This window comes from Pseudoalteromonas sp. A41-2 (assembly GCF_015767615.1).
GTDB lineage: Bacteria > Pseudomonadota > Gammaproteobacteria > Enterobacterales > Alteromonadaceae > Pseudoalteromonas > Pseudoalteromonas lipolytica.
Genome location: NZ_CP065231.1, coordinates 2,480,660 through 2,504,738 on the forward strand (window position 1 = coordinate 2,480,660; position 24,079 = coordinate 2,504,738).

At 41.6% G+C, this 24,079-nt stretch carries 22 protein-coding genes; 15 read left to right on the plus strand and 7 right to left on the minus strand.

Annotated elements, in window-relative coordinates; all coding sequences use genetic code 11:
• The first annotated feature begins 94 nt into the window (after positions 1 to 94).
• Positions 95 to 685 carry a LysE family translocator gene (locus tag IT970_RS11220; protein ID WP_074989061.1) on the plus strand — a complete coding sequence of 197 codons (591 nt, stop codon included), beginning with the start codon at positions 95 to 97 and terminating at the stop codon, positions 683 to 685.
• Positions 686 to 716: 31 nt separating this feature from the next.
• On the opposite strand, the gene IT970_RS11225 is transcribed toward IT970_RS11220, so the two are convergent.
• Together IT970_RS11225 and IT970_RS11230 are read right to left on the minus strand one after the other, a co-directional pair.
• The gene (locus IT970_RS11225) at positions 717 to 1,898 is read right to left on the minus strand and encodes a hypothetical protein (RefSeq protein ID WP_196857337.1); all 1,182 of its coding nucleotides are present in this window, start codon (positions 1,896 to 1,898) and stop codon (positions 717 to 719) included.
• Between the two features lie 33 nt (positions 1,899 to 1,931).
• Positions 1,932 to 3,122 (minus strand): ROK family transcriptional regulator, encoded by a 1,191-nt coding sequence (locus tag IT970_RS11230; protein WP_074989007.1) that lies wholly within the window; start codon positions 3,120 to 3,122, stop codon positions 1,932 to 1,934.
• Positions 3,123 to 3,391: 269 nt separating this feature from the next.
• Here IT970_RS11230 and IT970_RS11235 point away from each other — a divergent pair, with 269 nt between their 5' ends.
• From IT970_RS11235 to IT970_RS11265, 7 genes are all read left to right on the plus strand, one after another.
• Positions 3,392 to 4,492 carry a substrate-binding domain-containing protein gene (locus IT970_RS11235; protein ID WP_074989008.1) on the plus strand — a complete coding sequence of 367 codons (1,101 nt, stop codon included), beginning with the start codon at positions 3,392 to 3,394 and terminating at the stop codon, positions 4,490 to 4,492.
• 8 nt (positions 4,493 to 4,500) lie between these two features.
• Entirely contained in the window at positions 4,501 to 5,469 is a 969-nt protein-coding gene (locus IT970_RS11240; RefSeq protein WP_074989009.1) for an ABC transporter permease, read from the plus strand.
• Positions 5,462 to 6,235 (plus strand): ATP-binding cassette domain-containing protein, encoded by a 774-nt coding sequence (locus tag IT970_RS11245; protein WP_074989010.1) that lies wholly within the window; start codon positions 5,462 to 5,464, stop codon positions 6,233 to 6,235. Before IT970_RS11240 ends, IT970_RS11245 begins: the two co-directional genes overlap by 8 nt.
• 12 nt (positions 6,236 to 6,247) lie before the next feature.
• Positions 6,248 to 7,846, plus strand: coding sequence for a glycoside hydrolase family 3 protein (locus IT970_RS11250; protein ID WP_196857338.1), 1,599 nt, complete (start codon positions 6,248 to 6,250; stop codon positions 7,844 to 7,846).
• Between the two features lie 109 nt (positions 7,847 to 7,955).
• Positions 7,956 to 10,532, plus strand: coding sequence for a TonB-dependent receptor (locus IT970_RS11255; protein WP_196857339.1), 2,577 nt, complete (start codon positions 7,956 to 7,958; stop codon positions 10,530 to 10,532).
• 236 nt (positions 10,533 to 10,768) lie between these two features.
• Entirely contained in the window at positions 10,769 to 11,530 is a 762-nt protein-coding gene (locus tag IT970_RS11260; protein ID WP_196857340.1) for a hypothetical protein, read from the plus strand.
• 49 nt (positions 11,531 to 11,579) lie between these two features.
• The gene (locus IT970_RS11265) at positions 11,580 to 12,494 is read left to right on the plus strand and encodes a hypothetical protein (protein WP_180311015.1); all 915 of its coding nucleotides are present in this window, start codon (positions 11,580 to 11,582) and stop codon (positions 12,492 to 12,494) included.
• 3 nt (positions 12,495 to 12,497) lie between these two features.
• Here IT970_RS11265 and IT970_RS11270 read toward each other — a convergent pair whose 3' ends face one another.
• A complete protein-coding gene (locus IT970_RS11270; protein ID WP_196857341.1) occupies positions 12,498 to 13,787 on the minus strand; it encodes a S8 family serine peptidase in 1,290 nt (429 codons plus the stop codon).
• A 174-nt stretch (positions 13,788 to 13,961) separates the two neighbouring features.
• Between IT970_RS11270 and IT970_RS11275 the strand changes: the two genes are divergently transcribed.
• From IT970_RS11275 to IT970_RS11290, 4 genes are all read left to right on the plus strand, one after another.
• The gene (locus tag IT970_RS11275; protein WP_196857342.1) at positions 13,962 to 14,453 is read left to right on the plus strand and encodes an RNA polymerase sigma factor; all 492 of its coding nucleotides are present in this window, start codon (positions 13,962 to 13,964) and stop codon (positions 14,451 to 14,453) included.
• Entirely contained in the window at positions 14,453 to 15,148 is a 696-nt protein-coding gene (locus tag IT970_RS11280) for a hypothetical protein (RefSeq protein ID WP_065978615.1), read from the plus strand. The genes IT970_RS11275 and IT970_RS11280 overlap by 1 nt, the downstream gene beginning before the upstream one ends.
• Positions 15,149 to 15,159: 11 nt before the next feature.
• Positions 15,160 to 15,636, plus strand: coding sequence for a CC0125/CC1285 family lipoprotein (locus IT970_RS11285; RefSeq protein ID WP_065978616.1), 477 nt, complete (start codon positions 15,160 to 15,162; stop codon positions 15,634 to 15,636).
• A gap of 76 nt (positions 15,637 to 15,712) precedes the next feature.
• Positions 15,713 to 16,852: a GGDEF domain-containing protein gene (locus tag IT970_RS11290; RefSeq protein WP_065978617.1), complete on the plus strand. Its 1,140-nt coding sequence runs from the start codon at positions 15,713 to 15,715 to the stop codon at positions 16,850 to 16,852.
• Here IT970_RS11290 and IT970_RS11295 read toward each other — a convergent pair.
• The gene (locus tag IT970_RS11295; RefSeq protein WP_196857343.1) at positions 16,849 to 17,370 is read right to left on the minus strand and encodes a cytochrome b; all 522 of its coding nucleotides are present in this window, start codon (positions 17,368 to 17,370) and stop codon (positions 16,849 to 16,851) included. The two genes, IT970_RS11290 and IT970_RS11295, sit on opposite strands and share 4 nt — an antisense overlap.
• An 84-nt stretch (positions 17,371 to 17,454) precedes the next feature.
• Positions 17,455 to 18,270: a LytR/AlgR family response regulator transcription factor gene (locus IT970_RS11300; RefSeq protein ID WP_065978619.1), complete on the minus strand. Its 816-nt coding sequence runs from the start codon at positions 18,268 to 18,270 to the stop codon at positions 17,455 to 17,457.
• A gap of 218 nt (positions 18,271 to 18,488) precedes the next feature.
• Here IT970_RS11300 and IT970_RS11305 point away from each other — a divergent pair, with 218 nt between their 5' ends.
• Together IT970_RS11305 and dps are read left to right on the plus strand one after the other, a co-directional pair.
• Positions 18,489 to 18,908 (plus strand): CBS domain-containing protein, encoded by a 420-nt coding sequence (locus tag IT970_RS11305; RefSeq protein WP_036966736.1) that lies wholly within the window; start codon positions 18,489 to 18,491, stop codon positions 18,906 to 18,908.
• A gap of 248 nt (positions 18,909 to 19,156) precedes the next feature.
• Entirely contained in the window at positions 19,157 to 19,675 is a 519-nt protein-coding gene (gene dps / locus IT970_RS11310) for a DNA starvation/stationary phase protection protein Dps (protein ID WP_036966733.1), read from the plus strand.
• A gap of 67 nt (positions 19,676 to 19,742) precedes the next feature.
• Here the strand turns inward: dps and corA are convergent, their stop codons facing one another.
• On the minus strand, positions 19,743 to 20,699 hold the full coding sequence (gene corA, locus IT970_RS11315) for a magnesium/cobalt transporter CorA (protein ID WP_065978620.1): 957 nt from the start codon (positions 20,697 to 20,699) through the stop codon (positions 19,743 to 19,745).
• A 293-nt stretch (positions 20,700 to 20,992) separates the two neighbouring features.
• Positions 20,993 to 21,379, minus strand: a complete 387-nt coding sequence (locus IT970_RS11320) for a hypothetical protein (RefSeq protein WP_051501730.1) — start codon at positions 21,377 to 21,379, stop codon at positions 20,993 to 20,995.
• A 380-nt stretch (positions 21,380 to 21,759) separates the two neighbouring features.
• On the opposite strand from IT970_RS11320, the gene IT970_RS11325 reads away from it, so the two are divergent.
• Positions 21,760 to 24,030, plus strand: a complete 2,271-nt coding sequence (locus IT970_RS11325; protein ID WP_196857344.1) for a TonB-dependent receptor — start codon at positions 21,760 to 21,762, stop codon at positions 24,028 to 24,030.
• Positions 24,031 to 24,079 lie beyond the last annotated feature (49 nt).

The window sequence follows — 24,079 nt, forward strand, 5'->3', positions numbered from 1 at the left end:
ATTGTGATTTCAAACTACCAAAAACAACATTAAGCGCGATAATTGCGCGAATTTCAATTTATAATTGCAACTTAACAAACAGGGAGAGACTATGATGAGTTTTGAGATGATGACAGCACTGGCGTTATTCGCCCTCGTTTCGTCAATTACCCCTGGGCCCAATAACTTAATGTTGATGAGCTCAGGTGCCAATTTTGGTTTTAAAAGGACCACACCGCATATGTTTGGGGTAACGTTAGGCTTTATGTTGATGCTCTTTTTAGTTGGCCTCGGCATTATGCAGCTGTTTGACTTATTTCCGCTAAGCTACCTCATTCTAAAAGTGTTTTGTGTTGTTTATTTGTTATATCTCGCTTATAAAATAGCCACCAGCAACGGACAACAACACACACAAAATAAAGGTAAGCCTTTTACTTTTATTCAAGCGGCCCTTTTCCAATGGGTGAACCCTAAAGCATGGGCAATGGCGCTTAGTGCGATAAGCTTATACGCTCCAAACAAAAACGTATCAGCGGTATTAATCGTCAGTGCCGTATTTGGTTTAATTAATTTACCTTGCGTGAGCTCGTGGACCTTAGTAGGCGAAAAACTACAACACTGGCTTTCAAGCCCCACTCGTTTAAAACTATTTAACTACTTAATGGCACTACTTTTAGTCGTGTCGGTCTTGTTTAGTTTGCTTTAGTAACGGGCCTTATTTAAAAATGAGACCAAGATTACAGAAATTGAAACTGTTCTACTTGTGTAAGTTTTAACTTTTCAATTTCTTTTTTAGCGTTTTTACAATGGCGACGTAACTTAGATGGCACATCTTTATTGTCAATAATGCTTTTAAGCAGTGATTGATATCGTGCAGTTTGAGCATTGGCAAAAATTTTACAATAGTAAGCGATACCATCGAGCATATTACCATCTGTAGTTTGCTTATTGAGCCATAGTTTACTGGCTAAAGCATCTAAATATTGCTCATCATAGACACCTATCCTGTCATATTTCCGACCAATACGTTGCGTATCTATTCCATCGGCTTGGTTAACCACATCAATAAACTGATAATGCTCTTGACTACTTACGTTATGAGTACGTCTAGAGTAAAACTGCTGGTCTGTCTGTGACTTAACCATTTCAACAGCCCCAATATCTTTATAATGATATAACTGTATTTCGGGGCTATTATTAAAAAAGCCTTTTTCAATTACACGGATATGATCAGGCTTTCCTAACTTTGTAACTACAGCATCGACACTCAACCCTCTCTCTAGAAAAAATAATGGGTTATCAAATGGTTGATTGGTAATTAAGATTGACTTTTTAGGTGCAGCTTGATTTTTTTCAGGCTCTGGTAATTTGACTTCCCCATCAGATAACATCGCAATTTTTGTTTTACTTTCGTCAGGGTCACCTTCAAGTACAATGGCATCTGAAACTTGCTTTCCTGACATATTTTCAATCCATACAGATGAAAAATCGGGGCTTAAATACCCTTTGACAACATAATGTTGATTAGCTTCGGGTGTAAAAGACACATCACCAGACACGATAAAATTGCTTCCCGCATTGAACATATAATTGATGGGGGCGGCATGGTGTACTTGTGCAACTAAAGTTAATGTCATTGGCTCTGTCGGTACTTCACGGCTAAATCCAACCGGAGTAAGTAGCATTCCTTGCCCATATGATGCCTGATGCGTAGCCCGAATAGAATTATTAACCTGCTTTCCATCAACTTTGCTTAAATAAAAAAACTGCCCAGAACTCGTGCTCCCCACCTTGTAAGTATCATCAAGTTTAGCCGTGTTGCCTTGGTAGTTTTTAGGGATCGGGTTGTATGTTGCTACACAGCCAACAAGTGATGAAGCCAACATAATGATGGCAAAAAAGCTTGCTATTATTCTCATTTTTAAACCTAACTAACTATTTTAATTATTATTTTAGCTTTCCGAAGCATACACTAAGTGTTGAATTTGGGAGCATTGAAGCTCAAGTGGCATGTAAAGCGTTTGCATATTCTTACGACTCAATGCGGCATGAAGTGGTAAAGTGGCTAGCCCCTTAATGGTGATGTTGGCAACATCAGGGGTTTTAATTAACCTAACAACCTCTCTGTCACCATATTGAGAGATAGAAGGTATAAAAGGCCGTAATTGCTTAATTAGTTTCTCTAATAAAATATCACTGACATCACCACCAATGATGATTGTTTGCGTATTCAAAAGAGACTCAAGCGTATGAATAGCAATGCGCAGAGGCTCGGCGGCTTGGTCTACCCACCTATCTAAATGTTTACTTACAGCTGATTGGGTAATGACTTCTTCTTGCGTTAAATCATTTAAATTAAGCATCGCTTTTAAGGATGTTATCGATGCAAAGTCGTTTAACCGTCCTAATTCGGCTGTGCTTTCATCTGTTTCTGGTGTTACAAAAATATCACCTAACGCGCCTGTTAGGCCATTTTGACCAAGCAAAATTTGCCTATCATACACCACCGCTGATTCAACTCTTGAGCCTAAGTGTACAAAAATAAAGTTGTGAAGTTGCTGTGCCTCTCCAAATAACATTTGAAAAGCAGCACACGCCGAAGCTGAGGTTTCAAGCGCCACGGGTAATTGCAACTTATTGGCTAAACGTTGCTGCCATTGCTTGTTAAATGTAAAACGATTAATCGCCGTATCATCACTGACTTCGAGTGATAACCCAACGCCTAAAATTAATGACTTATCAATATTATCGATTTGCACTAGCGTGTCGACTAAATACGCCGCTTTATCTAACAGTGCATCAGGTTCAACCAAGGTATGCAGTCGGTTTATTTGCTCACCATTTAAGTAGAAAAGTCCCACTTCTAGTTCGTTATTCAACACTCTTATCGCAATGCTATAGGCTGCTTTCTTATTTAACACGAGCATTTTAGACGGTTTTCCTGCACCTTCTGCTTTTTTAATCCCAACTTCTTCTACTAGTTTTGCCGCTAGCAGCTCTTCAACCATATTGGTGATTGTTTGCTTTGTAAGCTGAGTATTTCGCGCAATTTCCACACGCGAAACAGGGCCTTGAGTAACAATTTGCGAGAGTACAAGACGCAAATTTATCGCTTTATTTTGCTTTGCGTTAGATCCTTTCACTGTAAGCCCACCTTTTTTACATCTTTCTTCGTTTACAACGTCTTACGCAGTTTAAGCTATCGTAACAGGAAACCGAACAAAAATTAATTAGTAAAAACATTTGACATATTTATACTCATGCATAAATATGATTATAAATAAAACAACTTAGAAACGTTACTTTTACTTTAATTTCACATTACAAAACAAGCTTACCTATAAATTACAATTAGTTACAGTAGGCTATGATAATTAAGTCAAAGTACGTGCATTAAACAGGATTGTTTAACATGTCATCGACTAAAAAAAACAGCAAGCAAAGCATACTCAAATCAGCAAACCGCTACTTTTTACACGTATTATGCTCGTTATGCTTTTACAGCTTTGCTTTATCGGCACAAGATAGCCAAACAATAGACTGGTCAAAAGCAGCGAATGCCAGCGACATAGCGCTCTCTTCAGAACAAATAAAGACTATAAAAAATAAACACCTTACCGCAGCACTCGCTTGGCATGGCGCAAGCCCGTGGATCAATGCCGTTAGCCGCGGAGCAGAAGATGAGTTTAAAAAGCTTGGTATCAAAGTGATTGCACAAACCGATGCGCAATACGACCCTGCAAAACAAGTGGCTGATTTAGAGAATATTTCAACTCTAGAACCCGACCTCGTTTTATCTCTGAGCATTGATGGCATAAGCACTAAATTAAGCTATCAAAAAATACTTGCCGTCGGCGCCAGACTGGTTTTATTAAGTAACCCGATTCCAGGATTTAAACATAACCAAGACTATGTCGGTATTGTGACTGATGACATGTTTGGTATGGGAGAAGCAGCCGCAGAATTAGTCGCGCAAGCATCAAATAATGCGGGCAAAGTAGGGCTTATTTTCCATGACGCTAACTATTTTATTACCAATAATCGCGATCAGGCTTTTCGAAAGGCCTTAGCGCGCTACAGCAATATTAAAGTGATCAGCGAAAAAGGCTTCGTAAAAGAACATGAAACAAGCAATATCGCTGCAGCAATGCTCTTACAACACCCTGAAATAGATACTCTTTATGTATCATGGGATGCTGCAGCAGAAGGCGTTATTGAAACGCTACGCTCGATTGGCCGTAAAGATATAAAAGTTATTACCCATGATTTAGGGGTAAATAACCTGCTTGATATGGCGATGAATGGCAATGTATACGGCACCATTTCAGACAGACCCTACGACATTGGTAAAACCATGGCTCGCATTGCAGCTGGGGCTGAAATAGGTATTCAAGCACCTGAATTTACACTGGTCCCTTTCGACTCAGTGACCCACGAAAATATTGCCCCTATTTGGCAAAAAGCATTTAAAGCACCGCTGCCTAAATTACTTGATTTAGCATTAAAACAATAAGGAACGACATGAGCATAAATCAACTAACACTAAACCAAATAAAGGGTCTCGCGTTGAAGCGAGAGTTCTTTATTTACTATATTTTTCTGACCGTGATGCTGCTATTTACCATTACGCTCCATGACAGTGGCTTCTTTAGCCTCACCAATTTCATGAATATCGTAAGACAAACAGCGCCCGTCACTATTATGGCTATTGGACTTACGTTTGCATTAGCCGTTGGGCATATTGACTTGTCAATTGGTGCCGTTGTTGCACTTTCGGCGTTAGTCGGCGCGATTTTGCTACAGCATGTAGGCATTCCTCTTGCTGTTGTTGGCGCCTTGAGCGTGGGACTCATTGTGGGCCTTATTAACGGCTTACTAATCGAGCGCTTGCAAGTGTCTTCATTGCTTATCACCTTAGGTACAATGGGCGTAATTACAGGCGTTGCACGACAAATTACTAATTTAGAATCTGTGCCAATTATCGACCAAACTTTCACTGCTTTATTTGGAGCGGGCGAGCTTTTTGGTGTGCCTTCCTTACTTATTTGGACTGTTGTGGTAGCAGCAATTGCCTACATTGTTCTAACAAAGCTTTCTTTTGGCCGTCATTTACTCGCCGTGGGAGGCAGTCCAAAAGCAGCCCTCGCCATGGGCATTAAAGTGACACGCATTAGACTTTATGCATTGGTTATTTCTTCTTTAGCAGCGGCGCTTGCAGGCTTGTTGTATGCCGGTCGTTTACATGGTGCACGCTACACACTCGGCGAAGCAGACTTATTAACTGTGATTGCGGCTGTTGCCATTGGTGGAACCAGTCTTTTTGGTGGTCGCGCTTGCATTATTGGCGCAATTTTAGGCTCGTGGTTAATGGGTATGATCAATAACGGGTTAATCCTTTCTGGTTTTTCCACCAATGAACAAATGATTGCGCGCGGTGTAATTTTAGTGATTGCCGTTGCTATTGGCGTCAAGGAGTTAAAAAATGGTTAGAACAGCACTCGACCAAGTGGCCTTAGAAGTCCGAAATATACAAAAAAGTTTTGGCGGTGTTCACGCACTTCAAGGGGTTAACTTTACCATTAACAAAGGCGAAGTTGTTGGCTTACTCGGCGACAATGGCGCTGGGAAATCAACCTTAGTTCGCTGTGTTTCAGGCATTCATAGCCCAGACGAAGGCGAAATAATCGTGAATGGTCAAGTGGTCAATATTGACTCCCCTTTAGATGCACGCAATGTTGGGATCGAAACAGTTTTTCAAGACCTCGCCATGGTGCCAGAGTTCAACATTACAGAAAATTTATTTCTGAACCGTGAAATAAAACACAAAAACCCTATTCTTCGTCGACTAGGCTGGCTTGATAAAAAAGCCATGGAGAAAAAAGCCAAAAAAGCATTAAACCGACTTAACAGCCGTATTCCTAGTTTTGAAGAACAGATTTACCGTTTATCGGGCGGACAGCGCCAAGCTGTGGCCATTGCCCGCGCTGTAAACTGGGGAGCTGATATCGTTATTATGGACGAACCAACAGCCGCTTTAGGTGTTGAGCAAAGCGCCCAAGTCAATGAGCTAATCAACCTTATCAGCTCTCAAGGCGTTGCCGTATTATTGATCAGCCATAATATGCAGCATGTCGTAGAAACATGCGACAGAGCGGTTGTACTTTACCAAGGTAGATCGGTTGCCGATGTTGCTGTATCCGAGGTAAGCAAAGAAGACTTAGTTAGCCTCATCACAGGCGCTAAAACAGCAGCATAAGGAAGTATAATCATGAGCATAGAAAAAAAAGTAGCCCAATTAATCGACACCTTGCCCTTAGCCGAAAAAGTGGGTCAACTGTTCTTACTCGCTTTTGCAGGTAATGATTACGAATACGCAAAAGCATTAGTCAAATACTACCATGTGGGTGGTTTTTATATCACAGATGACAACGCTGCCAATCCTAAAGAGGCAACGAATTTGGCGACTATGCTACAACAGGAAGCCGCTTTAAGAGCATGTGATGTCCCTTTATTACTCGCAGTAGATCAAGAAGGCGCTTGGGGAATACTCACACACCATACCGATTTAGGTCCCGGTAATCTGGCGCTGGGCCAAGCAAATGATCGCGCACTTACCGCAGACATGTACCAAGTTTATGGTGAGCAAATGCAGAAAATTGGTTACAACACCCTGCTTTCGCCTTGTGCTGATGTCAACGCAAACCCTAATAACCCGATTATTGGCTTACGTGCTTTTGGTGAAGAAACGGTTGGAGTTGCCCATCATGTCAGTGCTGCAGTCGAGGGAGCAAATAAGTCGGGAAACCTGTGTTGTGCAAAACATTTTCCTGGTCATGGTGATACACAGAGTGATTCACATCAAACCCTCCCCATTGTAGATAAATCTTTTACCGCACTCATGCAACAAGATTTAGTTCCGTTTAAAGCCGCTATTGAGCAAGGCGTAGGGCTTATTATGACAAGCCACATTTGCTATCCGCAAATAGACCCTAAAAACCCCGCAACTCTATCGAAGATCATATTGCAGGACATTTTACAAAAACAATTAGGTTTTAAAGGGCTAATTATTACCGACAGCATGAATATGTGGTCAATGAGGCATAATTATGAGCCTGCCGAAGCCGCTATTAAAGCGCTTGAAGCAGGTGCCCATATTGTCATGTTAAGTGAGGAGCATTACGAAAACAGCACAACCCCCTACAAAGAAATTCAAGCGGCGACTATTCTAGGGGTTATCGACGCTGTAAAAAATAACGTTCTGGATGAAAAAGTCATTAATGACCGGCTTCAACAGGTACTCGTGTTCAAATATAGGCACTTTGCAGATTCGCCGACGCCAACGAACAGTCTGCTTAATAAAGCCTCTGACATTGCAAAACTTGCAGCAGAGAAAGCCATAAAAGTATTGAGAAATGAACAAGGACTTTGGCCACTCAACACTCGTCCATTTATCTTAGCATTTGCTGCAAACCCGAAAGGTTACGAAAAAATAACTAACGATAGAGGCATAGGCCCCAATGATCCTTTATCGGCTCAACATGTCATTGTAAGTACGCTGCAACAACGCAATACGCCCCACACACTGCTTAGCTATCAGCAACTGTTAGCGGCTCTGAACAGCGACGACTTCGAACTCAACAGCCCCCTTGTGCTAGTAACCGAAGATTACCCTTTGCCCGGTGAGTCATTTGATGTTTCTGAGCAACAAAAAATACTCAAAAAGGCAATCGATAAATGGCCCGATCAGCTTATCGTTATTGCCATGCGCTCTGACTACGAACTCGAAAACCACCCGCAGTTAAAAACGTATATTTGCGCCTACTCAAGCAGAGCGATTAGTGCAGAAGTTATAGCAAAGCTGTTATAGAGCGTTCATAAAACAACCAAATTAAACTTAACAATTAGTCAAAATGATTTAATAAATAATTAGTAAATCAATTTTATTAATTATAACGATAACAAAAAAGGATAACCTAATGAAAACAACCGCTGCTTTAAAAACCCATTATTTATCGCTATGCATAATGACAGCGCTATCAAGCGTATCGCTGCCAACTTATGCTCAGCAAAGTGAATCACAGGCACAAGAAAACAAGGAAATGGAGACCATTGAAGTTCGTGGTATTCGTCGCAGCCTGACCGAAGCATTAAACACTAAGCGCTTTGCAGATTCTGTTGTTGATTCTATTTCAGCTGAAGATATTGGCAAATTCCCAGACAAAAATATCGGTGATGCCATGCAACGTATTCCTGGTGTGACTGTCGTACGTACATTTGGCGAAGTAGCGGGTGTAACCGTACGTGGCACAGCACCAGAACAAAGCATGGTATTACTGAATGGCCAAAACGTTGCCAGTGTCGGTTGGTTTGATTTAGGTGGAATGAATCGAAGTTTTAATTTTGAAATGCTGGCAGCAGAACAAATTTCTGGAATGGATTTATACAAATCAGCCGAGGCCGATATCAACGAAGGCGCAATGGGAGGCACAGTTAACCTCAGAACAAGAAAACCACTTAACTTAGAAAGTGGCACCGTTTACGCTTCTGTTGAAAACAGCTATCACGCCAATGCTAAAACATGGTCACCCGCTTACTCAGGCCTTGTAAGTTGGAAAAACGACGATGAAAACTTTGGTGTTTTAGTTGCCTACTCTAATGAAGAGTCAAAAGTATACCGCGAAACGCTATCAAACTTTGGTCCCGCTGGTAACACCACATTTGTCGATACAAATGGTGTAGAGCGCCAATCATATGGTGCAATGTCATCCATTTTATTTGATGAAGACAGAGAGCGAAGCAGCTCACAAATCACGCTACAATACGCACCTAGCGACGCCTTAAGCATGGATTTGAACTACAACTTATTTGAACTTGAAAATAGCCATGTAAACTCAGCACAATTTGCGATTGTCGGCTTTGGGCAAATGCAAGGTGACTCTGTAGTTGTCAATGATCAAGGTATTGTCACAGCTGCAACATCACTTGCGTCGGGTCCTGGGCTTGCTCCCCTTTTCAATAATACCGTATTACGAACACCCAAAATGCAAACCGATGCACTGAATTTTTCGGTTAATTACAATGCAGACACATGGTCAGCAGACTTTATAGTTGGTCGCTCTAATGCCGAAGGCCGTACTTTACAGTCAAGTACGTGGTGGGGTGATATTACCGACACTGCAAACTCAAGCTTTAGTTTTGACGTTGCAGGACCTTTGGAGTTAATTCCAACAAACCCTGATTATATGAGCGATCACAGTAACTTTGCGCTATTTCAAGAGTTCACATATATTAACTACAAACGCGATAATACGATTGATTACGCCCAAGCTGATTTTACTTTCCAGCTCGAGTCAGGCTTGTTTACATCGATACAAGCAGGCTTGAAAGTGCAAGAGCAAGTTTTTTCATCACAAGGTGATTTCCAAGATTTAGATGTCGCGGCAGCTCAAGCAGATAACTTAACCCTCGCCGATTTCAATGGTGGCTTTGTATCAGGCTTACACAGTGCTGAAGGTCGTGCAGGCAGTTTGTCAGCATTCCCTGTTGCAAGCACCGCAATATGGGATTACGCACACAAAAATAAGCCTTCTGAAATCACCGTAAAAGATGCTTTTTCGATTGAAGAAGATATCACTGCTGCCTACGTGAAAAGTAATTTTTCGGGTGAAGGCTTTAGAGGTAACATCGGCTTACGCTATGTCGACACTGATATTCTCTCAACCGGCAGCATTAATGGCGAGCCAGATAAAATCAACAAAAGTTACAGTAACTACTTACCAAGCTTTAACTTAGCTGTTGATTTATCTGAAGAGATGATTTTTCGTTTCGCCGCAGGTTCTGCAATTTCACGCCCTGATTATGACGATATGAAAGTGGCAGATATCATCTCAGAAAGCTTTCAAACAGCCAATGTCGGCAGCCCCGAGCTTGACCCCTATAAGTCAGATCAATATGACATGGGTATAGAGTGGTATTTCAGCCCATCATCTATTATCGGTGCTACATTCTTTATTAAGAACATTAGCGACTACATTGAGCAAACCACCGTTAAAGAAAATTACCCTGGTTGCGGTCCTGAATGTCTTGTAACACGTTCAAGAAACGTTGGTACAGCCGATGTACGAGGCCTTGAATTACAATACCAACAAGACTTTGATAATGGCTTTGGTATTCAAGCAAACTACACCTATACAGACAGCAGCCGCACAAATTCAGCGGGCGAAGAAGTTCCTATTGAAGAAGTATCACAAAACTCATTTAACCTATCTGGTTACTATGAAAATGAAATTTTCAGTGCACGACTAGCCTATAACTACCGCGATGACTGGGTTCGCCAGTATAACGGAAGTAGTTTAGACAGCATGAACGACCCGTATGATCAATTAGATGCATCGATTGTTTGGCATGCGACTGATTATCTAGATATCACCCTTGAGGCAGCTAACTTATTGAACGAAGCCCTCGTCTTACGCCAACCAAAAGCAGGCAACATTGTGCACAGCGTAGATGAATTTGGCACCCGTTACTTTGTTGGTGCAAGTATACGATTCTAGACACCTAATTATGCATATTTTTGCATAATTGTAAGCAGCCATCGGCTGCTTGCACAACAGGTAAGGCTTACGTTTTTCCTTATCTAGCTCTTTTAGCTAACACAGAGCTCCATGCTCTACCATAAGGCAAGTTGCCCAGCTTGCCTTACTTTCACACCTGCTTATAAAAAAATTGGGAATAAATATCTCGTCTGTTCGTTACCTCTATGTCAATTCGTAAAAAAGAGGACGAGACAATGACTCACATTAAACAAACTTTAATCGCAATGTGTGTAGTAACTTCAGCAGGTTTAACAACGGCGAGCTACGCAGCAGATGTGCAATTATCGGTATCAACCGACCAACAAGCTTCAAGTAATATGCAAACATCTCTTGCACCGGCTAATGCAAGCCAAACAAGCACGACATCATTGATGCAAAATAGCCAAGTTTCAGGCTCTGCGACAACTCAAAACTCAGCCACAGAAACAAACACGACTACGAGCAACAGTGCACAAACCAGTACTGAAACAAACACAACAAACACGGCTCAAAATGCTGAACAAACGCCTACTGCAACTACCGCAAGCTCACTTAATAGCATTAATGAGTCTGCCAACTCAGTGAGTGTAACAGCGATATCAAACCAAGCAGGTGCAACTATTGATAACAGCGTATCGATGGTTAATGCAATGACCACAAGTAATGCAATTAACCCTACTGCACTGACCTTGCAAAACCAGCTAGATCAGCAAACAAGTTCATTAACTCAAGCGAACATAACCGAGCTCCCACTGCTTGATGTGAACCAAGTATCTGCCATTAGCAACAACCTACAATCAAGCCTGTCAGGGAATGTGCAACAAGCCGCTATCGACTCTGTGCAAAGTAGTGTTGAGCAAACGGTAACTTCTACTGTGAGTAATAGTGTCAGCCAACAAGTTGCTGACCAAGTCACCGCGACCACAACAACAGAAGTGGTTAACAGTATCCAAAATAGCCTTAATTTAGGCCTTTAAAGTCGTGTTGTGCCGGGTTATTACCCGGCGCACTTTTAAGGAGGTCGCTATGCGTACACTAACAACACTTGCTGTAATGAGTGCAATGACGTTAAGCATTCATGCAACCGCAGCCGATGCAACGTTTAATACACATGCTCAGATTGGTTTAACGAGCAACTCAGATTTAGCAATAAAAGAGCTCGATGTCATTTCATCGCAAAGTGACACTGGCACCTTGCTGTCTGCGGGTCTAAGTGCAGAATTTAAAGCAACCGATGCACTCAAGTTCACACCCAGTTATCGTTATGAAAACACCAATTACCATACCTTGGATCAATACGACTTATCGCTCCATCAATACGGGTTAGACACAAATTATAAGCTAACACACACTGACATTGGCTTTCGTTATGATGGTGCAACAGCCCAAGTGGCAAACAAAACATTTTTAACGCTCGACCAAGGAAGTCTTTACATAGGTCACTTTGTCAATAACACCACATATTTAAGAGCAGCATTGAAAGCGGGTGAAAAACAATTTACCACTCAACCTGCTCGTGATGCACAAAGCCTTGGCCTTGACACCAGTCTTTTTTATTTTATAAATCAAGGTAATACCATGTTGCTACTGGGTGCGAGTCTCGACAAAGAAGAGGCAACTGAGCAACAATATGACTTTTCTGGCTGGACTTTAAACACGCGCGTTTCACACACGTTCACCGCTTTCGGCAACACAAATAAAGCGAGCATTGGTTGGCGATATCAAGATAAAGACTATCAAGAGAATCCAAACGATATGCTCACTGAGCCAACTCCATCACGTGATGAAAGCCGCCATGTCTTAACCGCGCATTGGCAACTATCGCTGCTTGATTCGTTAAGTTTAATTACCGAGGCTGAGTATGGGGATTATCAATCTCAATTAGAGGCAAATACATACACACAAAGCATTGCATCCATTTCTTTGCGTGCTGAATTTTAAGCCTTAATAAGTGATTGAGCCATGCCCAAACACGCTATCTTTTCCGGGTTTTCCTTTATCGACTGCACGCTCAACTAACTTATTATAGATAGAATGGGGTGTGTAATCGGGGTTCGCCGCCAAACATGCCGCAGCCGCAGTCACCTGCGGCGCCGCCATTGAAGTCCCTGATTCAACCCCTACACCACCGCCCGAGTTTAGTGTTAATACGTTGACACCTAAGGCTGCAAAATCAATGTAGTCACCTTTATTTGACCAACGGTATATTTGCCCATTTTTATCAACCGCACTCACTGCAATAACATTTTCATACGCCGCGGGATAAAGCGGCAATGCAGCGGGGCCATCATTACCGGCTGCTGCAACAAGAGTCACTTGCTGCGCAATTGTCGCCTTAATTGCTGCCGCTAAAATAGCATTATCTGGCCCAGTAAAACTCAGGTTAATCACTGGAACTTGCGCAGCCACCAGCCAATTTAAGGCATCAACAATAGCAGCCAATGTGGCACCCTGTGACAAGTCTGATTGACGATAAAAAACCGCCGCGCTGTATAACGTTGCTTGGTTTAATAATGGCGATAACTTGGCCGTTTTACCAATCATAACACCGGCGACCGCAGTGCCATGTAAGTCAGGTGATGCCACGGAATTGGGCAGAAATGACCGAGTCTCAATGGTGCTCCCCACAAAACCAGGGTGCGCCAAGTTAAGTGCGCTGTCGATCATGCCTACCCGCACAGGCAAGTCGCAAACGGGCCGGTTTTTATGTGTGTTAACACCTTGCAAAGGACCTTGCTGCGCTTGATAAATGTGATTGCGTCCTAATAAGGCCGCATCATCTATCGACAAAAGACGTTGTAATTGAGCTTTTGAATCAAACTGTTCAGGCACCACAAATCGTAATAAAACCATTCCCAAAGCATCGTATGATTGACGACTGACTATCTGTGCACCAATGTGCTCTAGCTTCGCTCTATGCTGCTCATTGGCTAACAAAATCCATTGCCGTTCGACGGCTCTAAAACCCTGCTCTGTTTCGATTTCTATGAATGCTGGTTTTCCTACCGTATTCAAAATGGCCAACCGGCTGGGTAATGCGCTTATATCAGTCGCAAGTTGTTGAATAGAATCAATGCTAGGCAATGCGCGACGTGGAATATCGAGCCTATCTTCAATACGTTCAATAGCTGGGTCTATCTGCTCTATAATAGGGCTGATCGGTTTTATAACCGCGGCATATAAATTACTCGACATGAGCAATAACGTGCCAAAGGCAACATCTTTTATTTTCATGTTACAGTCACTTCTCTTTTGACTAAGGTTAAAGGTATAACGTTTGAAATAAAAATAAATTGCATATTTAGGGAATAAAAACAGTTTCTACTCGTTATAGTAGTGCGTGTAGGCTGAATCATTCATGAGTCACTTAATTTATAAGGCCACACGCCCTAACAAATAAGGGAAAACATGACTAATACACTAACCAGTTTATTACCTGCACTTAGGCGTTTTGCATTTTCGCTAACTGGCAACCAAGCTGATGCAGATGACGTTGTGCAAATTACCATCGAAAAGCTGTTGGTAAAAGGAATTCCTGACGATATTGAGCCACTAAAGTGGGCGTTTAAAGTATGCCGTAATGTATGGATTGATGAATATCGCTCGCAAAAAGTAAGGTTAAAAACGGTTCAAAATACCGATTTACAAGAACCCACATGCGATGATGGGCAGCAACACCTGGCGACCTCGCAAACTCTTAAACGCGTCAACCACGCTTTAACTACCCTGCCCGATGAGCAGCGTGCAATCATCTCGTTAGTTGCAGTACAAGGCATGGCTTATAAAGACGTTGCACACACGCTAGATATTCCTGTTGGAACCGTTATGAGTAAGTTATCGCGAGCTCGAAGTGCCTTGTATCAATTAATAAAGCCTGACTTCACTAAGGAAAACGCCTAATGATTGACGACCAAACTCTCAGTGCCTTTTTAGACAATGAATTATCAGCGCAAGAAATGGAGCGAGTTCGCAGCGCCATAGCGCAAAATGAAGACCTTGCCATGCGCCTTGCCGAATTAAGCGAAGTTGATTTATTAGTGAAGCAACATGCTGAGCAAATTGATGCAATGCCACTGTCTAAATCGCTAGAAAAAACCCTTGGCAAGCAAACAAACGACACGGTTGTTTCACTGTCGAAGTGGCAAAAAATAAAACAAGCCAGCCGTAAGCAACTCGCTGTCGCAGCAGGTATTGCTGTGCTATTTACTGTGGGCGTTGCCAGTTTAACGCAACAAAAGCAATTAAATATTGAACAGCCCATAGCAAATGCATTAGAGCAGCAACTAAGCGGTGACAAAACAAATATAGATAGTGCACGCTCACTTACAGCACAATTAAGTTTTATTAATTCGACGGGGGACTTTTGTCGACAGTACACCCTTTACCAACAACAAACACAGCAGTCTCATATTGCCTGTAAAGAACACGGTACTTGGCAACTTAAAGTCTCTACTGAGCAAAAGCCCTATGATCGACAAACATATAGCCTCGCGAGTAACACGTCAGCGCTCGACACCTTTATCGATAATACAATTAAGGGACAGCCGCTCGACCGCACTCTAGAACAGCAAGCACGCGAGAATAAGTGGCAATAGGTAAAATAACCATGAAGTTTTTAATCACACTATTAATAACCCTTATTCTCAGTGGCTGCAGCAGCACAAATCAACATAATGACATTGATAATCGTGTTGGACTGACAATTAAGCCGCTCGCAGAAAACCAATTTGTGCTTCGCTATAAAAGTAATAGGCTATCAAAGCAAGGCGTGCTTGATGCTAGTTTGCATCACGCCGCCAAACTAACTCTAAAACAAGGTTACGACTGGTTCGTTGTCACCACGCAAGATACACACATATCGCACAGCAATTCTGCGCTTAACTCGCACAGACAAACTGCAACTTATACAACACGCTGTGGTTTACTTACCTGTTCAAGGCAAGCTTCACCTTACCCTAGTGAGTCGCCACCCCACATTGCAAAGCGTGAAATTACAACACAGTTAATCATTGTTTTGGGAAAGGGGATCAAACCCAGTATTGATGCAATAGATGCTTATTCACATATTCATCACCCTGAATAATAAGGGATATACCTCTTTCTCGCAGGGAGACTTTCTGTGCTACTCTTTACTAATACAGCGCATTTCAGTGTGACTCATGACTGGTAGCATCGAGAACTATTTTTATCACGGGTTCTATATTTTCTTAATGATCACCGTTATTACCTGCTCGGTTATTGCCACAAAATTAATGACCAGTGGGTTTAACAGTCGATCAATCTCACTATTTAACCTGTATTTCTATTTAGGAATGGCGGGCTTTTCGTGGTTATGGATACAGAATATTTTTGAGCTCACACCTGACTTTCGCTCAGGTGTCGCCATGTACGTGCTCTCTATTATGTTGCTTCAGTTAGCTATTTTTAATTACGACGAAAAGTCTCGCTTCAACCTGCAAGTAATAGCCTTTAGTCTCGTATGCGCCGTGTTTATATTTTTTATGAAAACCATAAACCAATTAGCTATCGCGCAGCTAAGTTATACATTTATAACTCTGCCCGTTCTTATTTATGTCAGTTTCAAACGCGCCATACTAAAAAGTAATATAGGCAATGGGGTACTCGCCACTGCCCTGTGTATTTTATTGATCATCGCAATAAGCCAATTAGCCATTGTAGTCTCTGGGAACCTAACTGTTGCGGTGCTTTATTCGCTAACGGTTGTTGGGCATGCCACTGTGTTTGTGATGATAGGACTAGGCCTCATAACAACGTTACTTATCGACGAGAAAAAACGTTACTTAGACCTTTCTTTAAAAGATCCCCTCACCAATTTATACAACCGCCGAGGGTTACAGTTTATACTTGAACAACAGCGTTTATTAACCTCAAAACACAACTCAAAACTGTATGCCAGTGTGGTAGATATAGACTACTTTAAACGTATCAATGATAGTTATGGCCATGAAGGGGGAGATCTCGTACTTGAAGTATTCTCTGAACTGTTAAATCACCATTTAGCCAAACAAGACTTATGTTGTCGTTTGGGCGGAGAGGAATTCCTCATTTTGAGTTTTGAGCCCAGCGAAAATGCAGCCCAACAAAAGCTAGAGACGCTTCGGACTATTGTTGAAACCAGCGAAATTGTTTTTCATGAAAATAACATCACACTCACTGCCAGTTTTGGACTAACCCGTTGGCAACAAGATGACACATTCGATAACCTAATTAACCGAGCAGATAAAGCGCTCTACTCGGCTAAAAATAAGGGCAGAAACCGGGTTGAAATAAACCTTTAAAGCATGGCTTTTAAAGTCATATCTTTATCAATAAAGTGATGCTTAAGTGCCGCTAAGATATGTAACGACAGCGCGGCTGATAATAAATAACCACACAAAATGTGAACTTGCCATCCTGCCTCACTTAACCAAGCAATAGAGGCAACCGCCTCGCCTGCCTCATTGTAGTTACTAGCAATGAGTTGCCACGAAAACAAGCCAATACCAAAGCCGCCAAACCCACTATAAAATGCGCCAGAAACAAGCATGATAGCTAATAAAGTTAACAGCCCCCAATGATAAACATGCAACCATTTGGTAAGGTGATTTTGCACAGCTGATTGAAACGGATTTCGTATTCGATAGATAATTCTGGCTACCCATAGCATCGCAATCATAACCGCTATCGACTTATGCCAGTGGTATAAGCTGAAATCGGTAACCCAGGTCATGTAGTAACCCATTACAATCACAGTCAAAACCAATAGCGCACTCAACCAGTGCAAGAACTTATGCGTAGTTTGCTTGGTGTTTTTCATTTAATTAATCCTTAAACAATGATTTTCATGTGTTCAAGAATAATGATTAACCTTATGATTTATATAGAACTGTGACGAAATCACCTATTTTGTGATGAATGAATCTTCGACACTGAGCAAATCAGATACACGGGCTTTAAACGACTTACTCACTGGCACACTAAAACCTGCAGCCATCGTCAATTTTCGCTTATTGAGCGCTAGATTAAAATCAGCAATCTGGGCAACATTAACAATATAACTACGGTGTACTTGGCAAAATGTGTCAGGCGGTAGTTCAGAATATAGGTGTTTAATGGTATCTCGCTTTAAGTAACGATTCTCAACGGTCTGTATCTCTAAGTAATTACCTGCTGACTTTATAAAAACCACTGACGCTAACGGCAGCTTTTTAGCGACCCCTTTATGGTTCACTTCAATATAATCAGTCTTTTCAAGATGCTCAGAGTGTTCAGGTAGGACCGTCGCAGGTGTTGACTCTGCTTGTACAGTGAAAACATGCCACAGTATTAATACTAGAGTGCTCGCAATGAAGTATTTTGGAAAAAGCTGAGTAACCGAGGCTGCGAGCGCATAACCATAAAAATCAAAATCTATTAAAATACGTAAGCTAATGATCAATGAGATGCTCATCAATAACATCGTAGGATAAAAGTAAATTCTACTTTTAACGCGCGCTTTTAAATTAAAAAATGCAACAACCCCTATGCTAAGCACACATAAGCTTCCCCACTCTTTTAACCAAAATAATTGTGAATCAAAAAATTGGTAATGACCGCCACCAATATAGTGACGCCAAAAAAAGCAATAGGCATTGAATAACAGAAAAAAAGCAAACCACGCACCTGCTGCGCGCTGCCAAGGCTCAGTGAGATGCCGCCATAATTTATTTATTGCCATAACTTTCTCCTTTTAAGCTCTAAGAAAGTAGCAAATATACAGCCGTGTTAAAAAGTACTTTTAGTTATATTTAAAAAGCAATGAAAGTAACAATGGCAGGCTGTCACTGCTGATCTAAAAAATTTCATCAATCAATAAAACTTTGATCTGAACAAAGTGTATTCAGCCCAATTAAAGCTAAACTTATACCTTATTAATTACTTTGTAGGGAATAAACCATGACACACCTCGTCGCCGACTTAATGACTCCAGACCCATTTGCGATTAGTGCGCACAACACCTTGCATGATGCCCACAATTTAATGAAAGAAAAAAACATCCGCCACATTCCCGTTATTAACGAGCACGGTGGCTTAGTAGGCATGCTCACGCAGAAAATAATGATTGCCCAAGTAATGAACATTATGGCCAACTTTAGCGCCAGCGCACTCGAGCGAAAAGAAAAGCAAACCAAAGTAGCCGATATCATGGCAACCGATTTCACCAGTATTTCTGCAAAGCAGCCACTGCATGAGGTGGCTAAATTCTTTGTCGAGAATCGTCATGGTTGTATGCCCGTTGTCGACGAAGACAATAACCTAGTAGGTATTTTAACCTCGTCTGACTTTGTTCGTTTAGCAGCTGCATTGTTATCTTGATATATAAACGAGTAATTATTTCTTCCACTGCACACTGAATTTTTTACATTCAGTGTGCAGAGTTTTCATAATAAGCTAAACCCACATACCTCACGGCACACATCAAAATAAAAAACAAACAAATAAAAACAACAACTTATAAACATCATTAATTTTGGTACAACGCTTGCTCCTCTTTAAATAACTTCGCTTTCTGGTCATTACAGAAAGCATCATGGAACAACTTTTTAAAGAAACTCGGAGGAGTAATGAGTAACACATCATCGAAAGTCGCAGAATTCACAGCACCCGGTGTTAATAACCAATCAGCCGCTGACACGATTGCTATTTTAGACCAACGTATGGTCGCTTTAATCGATTTACACCTCACTTTAAAACACATTCATTGGAATGTAGTCGGCCCTAACTTTATTGGTGTGCACGAAATGCTTGATCCACAAGTAAGTGCCGTACAAGAAATGACCGACACTATCGCAGAGCGTATTGCAACTATGGGTGGCGTGCCCGTAGGCACACCGCAATCGATTGTCGACCGTCGTAATTGGAAAGATTATTCAATTGGCAAAGGGCTCGTAACCGACCACTTGTCAGCCCTTGATAAAGTGTATAACGGGGTGAATAAAGATCACCGCCAAGCCATTGAAAAGTTAGCCGAGCTTGACCCAGTTTCTGAAGATATGATCACAGGTCAATTAGCAGACTTAGAGCAATTTCAGTGGTTTGTTCGTGCGCACATCGAATCGTCAACGGGCGAACTGAAAAGTTAAACCCTCCCTTCTATCCGAAGACCCCTTGCCCAGCATCTGCTGGGCTTTTTTATTTTTTAAAACAACGTTATAACCAGCCTTTGTGTTTAAAAAATAAATAAGGGGCAAAACCCGACAACAACATCACGCCAATCGCGAACGGGTATCCCCATGCCCAGTTAAGCTCAGGCATAGAGTTAAAGTTCATACCATAAATACTGGCAACCACGGTGGGAGGTAAAAACACCACTGAGGCGATTGAGAAAGTCTTAATTATTTGGTTTTGCTCGATATTAATAAAGCCCTGAGTCGAATCCATTAAAAAGTTCACCTTATCAAACAAAAAGGTGCAGTGAGACATCAAGGTATCGATATCGAGGACAATTTCGCGCAGAGACTCGCGGTCTTCGCTGGGCGCTCCCAAATTACGCAGTAAAAAAGAAATGTTGCGACGCGTATCCATTAAACATAAACGTACTTTACCGTTGTTGTCCTCAAGGCGAGAAATTCGGCTCACTGCTTCCTCAAGATCTGAGTCATCCTCTTCGAGCACATACGCACTGAGTTTTTCGAGTTGATGATGCATATCTTCAAGCATATCTGCATGGTTTTCGACCTTTTGATCGAATAAAGTCACGAGTAATTGCTTTGGGTTATCGCACGCAACTTGCCCTTTGCGAGCACGTAAACGCAATAAACGAAAATCGGCTAATTCATCATCGCGAATCGTTAGTAAGCAGTTATCTTGCAGTAAACATGCGACCGTCACCGTATTAAAACGCCCTTCGTTAGGCGACATAAACAATGCATGCACATGCAAGCCTTCGTGGTCGATAAAACACCGCGATGATGCTTCAATTTCGTCTACATCATCCGCCGCAGGAAGCGTAATATTTAATGTGCTTGCAAGTGCTTGGCGCTCTTCTTCACTTGGATTAATGGTGTCTATCCAATGCGCATTTTTAATAGCGGTTGCTAAAGGTGTATCGGGGGCTGGCTCAGTTTCGGTGATCACACCTTGGTTAATAGAAAAAAATCGTAACATACGCCCTGCCCTAATTAATCAAATTACTGAAATACTATAGTTGTTCGTCATAATGAACAATGCTCAATTTGTTAAGGCTAAAAAAAAGCCCCAACAAAGGGGCTTTAAACTTTATAATGGCAGTATTGCTATGCACCGAGCTGTTGCATTTGTTCTACTTCATTTTTATTTGCACTGACAAAGTCTTCAATATTATCGACGCCGTTCACTGTGTTATTTTATAAAAAGCGAATATCCTAATGGTATATTGAGCCAGTAAAAGCTGGCATTAACAAAACTTGTCAGTATAAAGCTTAATAGCTACTTGATTGCATCGCAGGAAGTAAAATAGCTGCCACGATACCCAGTATAAATAAGCCACCAACAATCAGTACACCCCAAAATGACCATTGTTTTTGCACACGTTGGAAATGCTCAACACTGTCCCATCGTTTGTTTTGCCACGCCATCTCTCGGCCTTTAAAGCCCAAGTAAATAGACACAATAAAACCAATATAAGGAACTAAAGCTAATAGGCCTATCCACGTACTGTTGCCAATTGCCCAAATCCAGCTTAAAAAGAACGCTCCCCAACTAAACCCCTTTACGCCTTCTGGTAACTCGCCCACCTTACCTTGTCCTGAGTTATTCTCTGTGGGAATTTCAAGGCTTGCTTCAGGTGGTGTGTAATTATCTGTCATATGATTATCCTTATTTTAAGACAACTTATAGTAAAACTAATCGGCACTTTAATTTATAGTAATGATGATATTTTAAGCAAGCAAAAGTCGACTTAAATTAATAGCGACGTGGTGTGTTTTGTACCATTTATCTGATTCTCTGTGCTTTACTTAGAAGCATTGGCGAATCAATCGTGCCTTGAAAAAAGCTCGTAGAAAATATCCATCAACAGTTTCTTAGCAAGGTTTTTCAGCGTCGCAGTGCTCCCTAGTAAGTGGAGCACTCTAACCGCCCCTACTTAAGCCCACTTAAAAATTAAGTTAATAATGAACGTAATTGTTTGAACCGTATTTAGATACAGAATACAATTGTTATGATGTAACATAACAAAGAGAAAGTAATGAAATTTAAAATCTCCCTTTTATGCTTAGGTATCTCTTCATCTATGCACGCAAATGAAATCGAACACATAGAGATAAAAAGCGACATAAAAGACTATTCCCCCATAAACCAGGTTGCTGTAGGTAAGTCTGTATTGTCTGGTGATCTTTTAGAGCAACAAAAAGCAACAACATTGGGTGATACGCTTTCACAAATACCCAGTGTTAGTGCCAGTTTTTTCGGCTCTTCGGCAAGTCGGCCACAAATTCGTGGGCAAGGAGGCCAACGAGTACTGATCACCAGTAATGGCATGCCTATTCGTGATATGTCAGCGGTGAGCGACGATCAACTCATACCTATTGAGCCTTTTTTTGCAGAATCGATCACGGTACTTAAAGGCGCTCGTGCAACAATTCCTTTTAGTGGTGAAGCCATGGCTGGGATTGTTGATATAAATGATGGCCGTATTCCCTTACAACAAGGTATTGAAAAAGAAGACAAACTTGAAATTCAAACGGGCTACAATGCCCCGTCCTCTGTGCTTGGCACCGCAAGCGGTCAAGAACACGACTTTGCGTATAACGTTAACCTTCTTTATCGCGAGCAGAGTGATTATAAAGTTCCTCATACTAGCAAAGCAGCAGACTGCTCAAATTGGGACTCGTTGGTTTTAAATAGCCAACAGGTAAGCCAATGCCAAGTTTCTTTGGCAAGACCAACATGGGAGCATGATGGCACTCAGTTTGTTGATGTCACCCCTATTGAGCAGCAAATAATTACTCATCAACTCGCTAACTCTAAAAATAAAGTAGTCAATTCAAGTTATTACCAAACAAACTTAACTTTTGGTGGCAGTCAGCGATTTGACGATGAGCAGTTATTTGGTATGTCTGTGAATTACAACTCCGCAAATAGGGCAATACCGGGGTTTGTTCACATAGCCCGTCCAGCAGTGCATTCACACGATGCACAACAGACTGAACAGTCGGGAAATATTCGTATTTACTCATCTCAATATCGTATTGATGCACTTTACCAAAAACATTTTTCAGCTAATCCATACTTAAATGAGTTCAATATAAAAGCGGTGTACTCAAAACAGCTAGACGACGAAAATCTCGACGAGAGCAGCGTGAACACATTCGTTTTAAAAAACTGGCAACTTAGTCCAACGTTAAATTATCAATTTACAGAACAATTCGCTGGTACATTCGGACTCGTTGTCGATAGAAGTGAAAAACAAGGCAGTGGCAAAAACAATTACCTACCCGACATTAACGCTAAACGCCAAGGTGCATACATACTGCAAGATGCAGCAATTGGGCCTGTTTCGTTGCAAATTGGAGCACGCTACGAAAAAGTCAATTACACGCCAACTATTAACGACCACTATCAGCCCGGACGAGGTCAAGGAGCAGCCATAAAAGATAATGAGTTTGAGCTGTTTAATCATTCATTGTCTGCAAATTGGGATATTTCTTCGTTTTGGTATGTCGATGCAAGTACGACCCATGCCGAGCGCGCCCCCGGTATCAATGAACTGTATGCAAGTAACCCACATTATGCACTGTTAATTGAAGAGCAAGGTAATTCAAGCCTCGAAAAAGAAGTGAATAAAGCGCACGAAATTGGCACAGGTTTTCACTTCGACAACCTAAGCCTGACTGCGAGTTGGTACAAAAATAACTACGATAATTATATTTACCTAGGCAGCACAGGAGTATACAGAGGAGGTGTGTATGTTAAAGAATGGCGTCAAGCAGATACCTTAAATAAAGGCTTCGAAGTTGAGCTCAACTATACACTCAACACGCAAAATTTAGGCGATTTCACCTTTACTGCGTATGCTGACGAAACAAAAAACACACCGGTATATCAATTTGACGGAAGCTATGACCCATTTACACCAGAGGCTTTTTTTAACCCTGATGAAGCCCAAGAGGCAGAGTATTTTCGCCGTCGACTCGAAGGAGATAGCATTCCTCGCACGCCTGCCGACAGCTATGGCGCAGCAATTCATTGGCAATTTGAAAATATAAAAACCACGATTGATTACCAACACAGCAAAGCGCAAGAGCAGCTTGCAAAGTTTGAACACGCATCACCAAGCTACTACAGTATGGGCATGAACATGCGTTACGCAAATTCACTTTTGGGATTTGATAATGAGCTGTTTATAACTATAGACAACCTAACAAACCAAGAAATACGCCCACATCAAAGCTATTTACGATATTTAGCCCCGCAGCCAGGTCGCAGTATTGCCCTCGGTATACGCACCGCACTATAACAAAAAAGGGCCACGTATTTACACGTGGCCCTTATAAATTCGATTCAGA

Bases quoted from the DNA above. Each gene is read 5' to 3' on its own strand.
- IT970_RS11220 (WP_074989061.1), top strand. From the start codon at position 95: ATGAGTTTTGAGATGATGACAGCACTGGCGTTATTCGCCCTCGTTTCG.
- IT970_RS11225 (WP_196857337.1), bottom strand. From the start codon at position 1,898: ATGAGAATAATAGCAAGCTTTTTTGCCATCATTATGTTGGCTTCATCA.
- IT970_RS11235 (WP_074989008.1), top strand. From the start codon at position 3,392: ATGTCATCGACTAAAAAAAACAGCAAGCAAAGCATACTCAAATCAGCA.
- IT970_RS11240 (WP_074989009.1), top strand. From the start codon at position 4,501: ATGAGCATAAATCAACTAACACTAAACCAAATAAAGGGTCTCGCGTTG.
- IT970_RS11245 (WP_074989010.1), top strand. From the start codon at position 5,462: ATGGTTAGAACAGCACTCGACCAAGTGGCCTTAGAAGTCCGAAATATA.
- IT970_RS11250 (WP_196857338.1), top strand. From the start codon at position 6,248: ATGAGCATAGAAAAAAAAGTAGCCCAATTAATCGACACCTTGCCCTTA.
- IT970_RS11255 (WP_196857339.1), top strand. From the start codon at position 7,956: ATGAAAACAACCGCTGCTTTAAAAACCCATTATTTATCGCTATGCATA.
- IT970_RS11260 (WP_196857340.1), top strand. From the start codon at position 10,769: ATGACTCACATTAAACAAACTTTAATCGCAATGTGTGTAGTAACTTCA.
- IT970_RS11265 (WP_180311015.1), top strand. From the start codon at position 11,580: ATGCGTACACTAACAACACTTGCTGTAATGAGTGCAATGACGTTAAGC.
- IT970_RS11270 (WP_196857341.1), bottom strand. From the start codon at position 13,787: ATGAAAATAAAAGATGTTGCCTTTGGCACGTTATTGCTCATGTCGAGT.
- IT970_RS11275 (WP_196857342.1), top strand. From the start codon at position 13,962: ATGACTAATACACTAACCAGTTTATTACCTGCACTTAGGCGTTTTGCA.
- IT970_RS11280 (WP_065978615.1), top strand. From the start codon at position 14,453: ATGATTGACGACCAAACTCTCAGTGCCTTTTTAGACAATGAATTATCA.
- IT970_RS11285 (WP_065978616.1), top strand. From the start codon at position 15,160: ATGAAGTTTTTAATCACACTATTAATAACCCTTATTCTCAGTGGCTGC.
- IT970_RS11290 (WP_065978617.1), top strand. From the start codon at position 15,713: ATGACTGGTAGCATCGAGAACTATTTTTATCACGGGTTCTATATTTTC.
- IT970_RS11295 (WP_196857343.1), bottom strand. From the start codon at position 17,370: ATGAAAAACACCAAGCAAACTACGCATAAGTTCTTGCACTGGTTGAGT.
- IT970_RS11300 (WP_065978619.1), bottom strand. From the start codon at position 18,270: ATGGCAATAAATAAATTATGGCGGCATCTCACTGAGCCTTGGCAGCGC.
- IT970_RS11305 (WP_036966736.1), top strand. From the start codon at position 18,489: ATGACACACCTCGTCGCCGACTTAATGACTCCAGACCCATTTGCGATT.
- dps (WP_036966733.1), top strand. From the start codon at position 19,157: ATGAGTAACACATCATCGAAAGTCGCAGAATTCACAGCACCCGGTGTT.
- corA (WP_065978620.1), bottom strand. From the start codon at position 20,699: ATGTTACGATTTTTTTCTATTAACCAAGGTGTGATCACCGAAACTGAG.
- IT970_RS11320 (WP_051501730.1), bottom strand. From the start codon at position 21,379: ATGACAGATAATTACACACCACCTGAAGCAAGCCTTGAAATTCCCACA.
- IT970_RS11325 (WP_196857344.1), top strand. From the start codon at position 21,760: ATGAAATTTAAAATCTCCCTTTTATGCTTAGGTATCTCTTCATCTATG.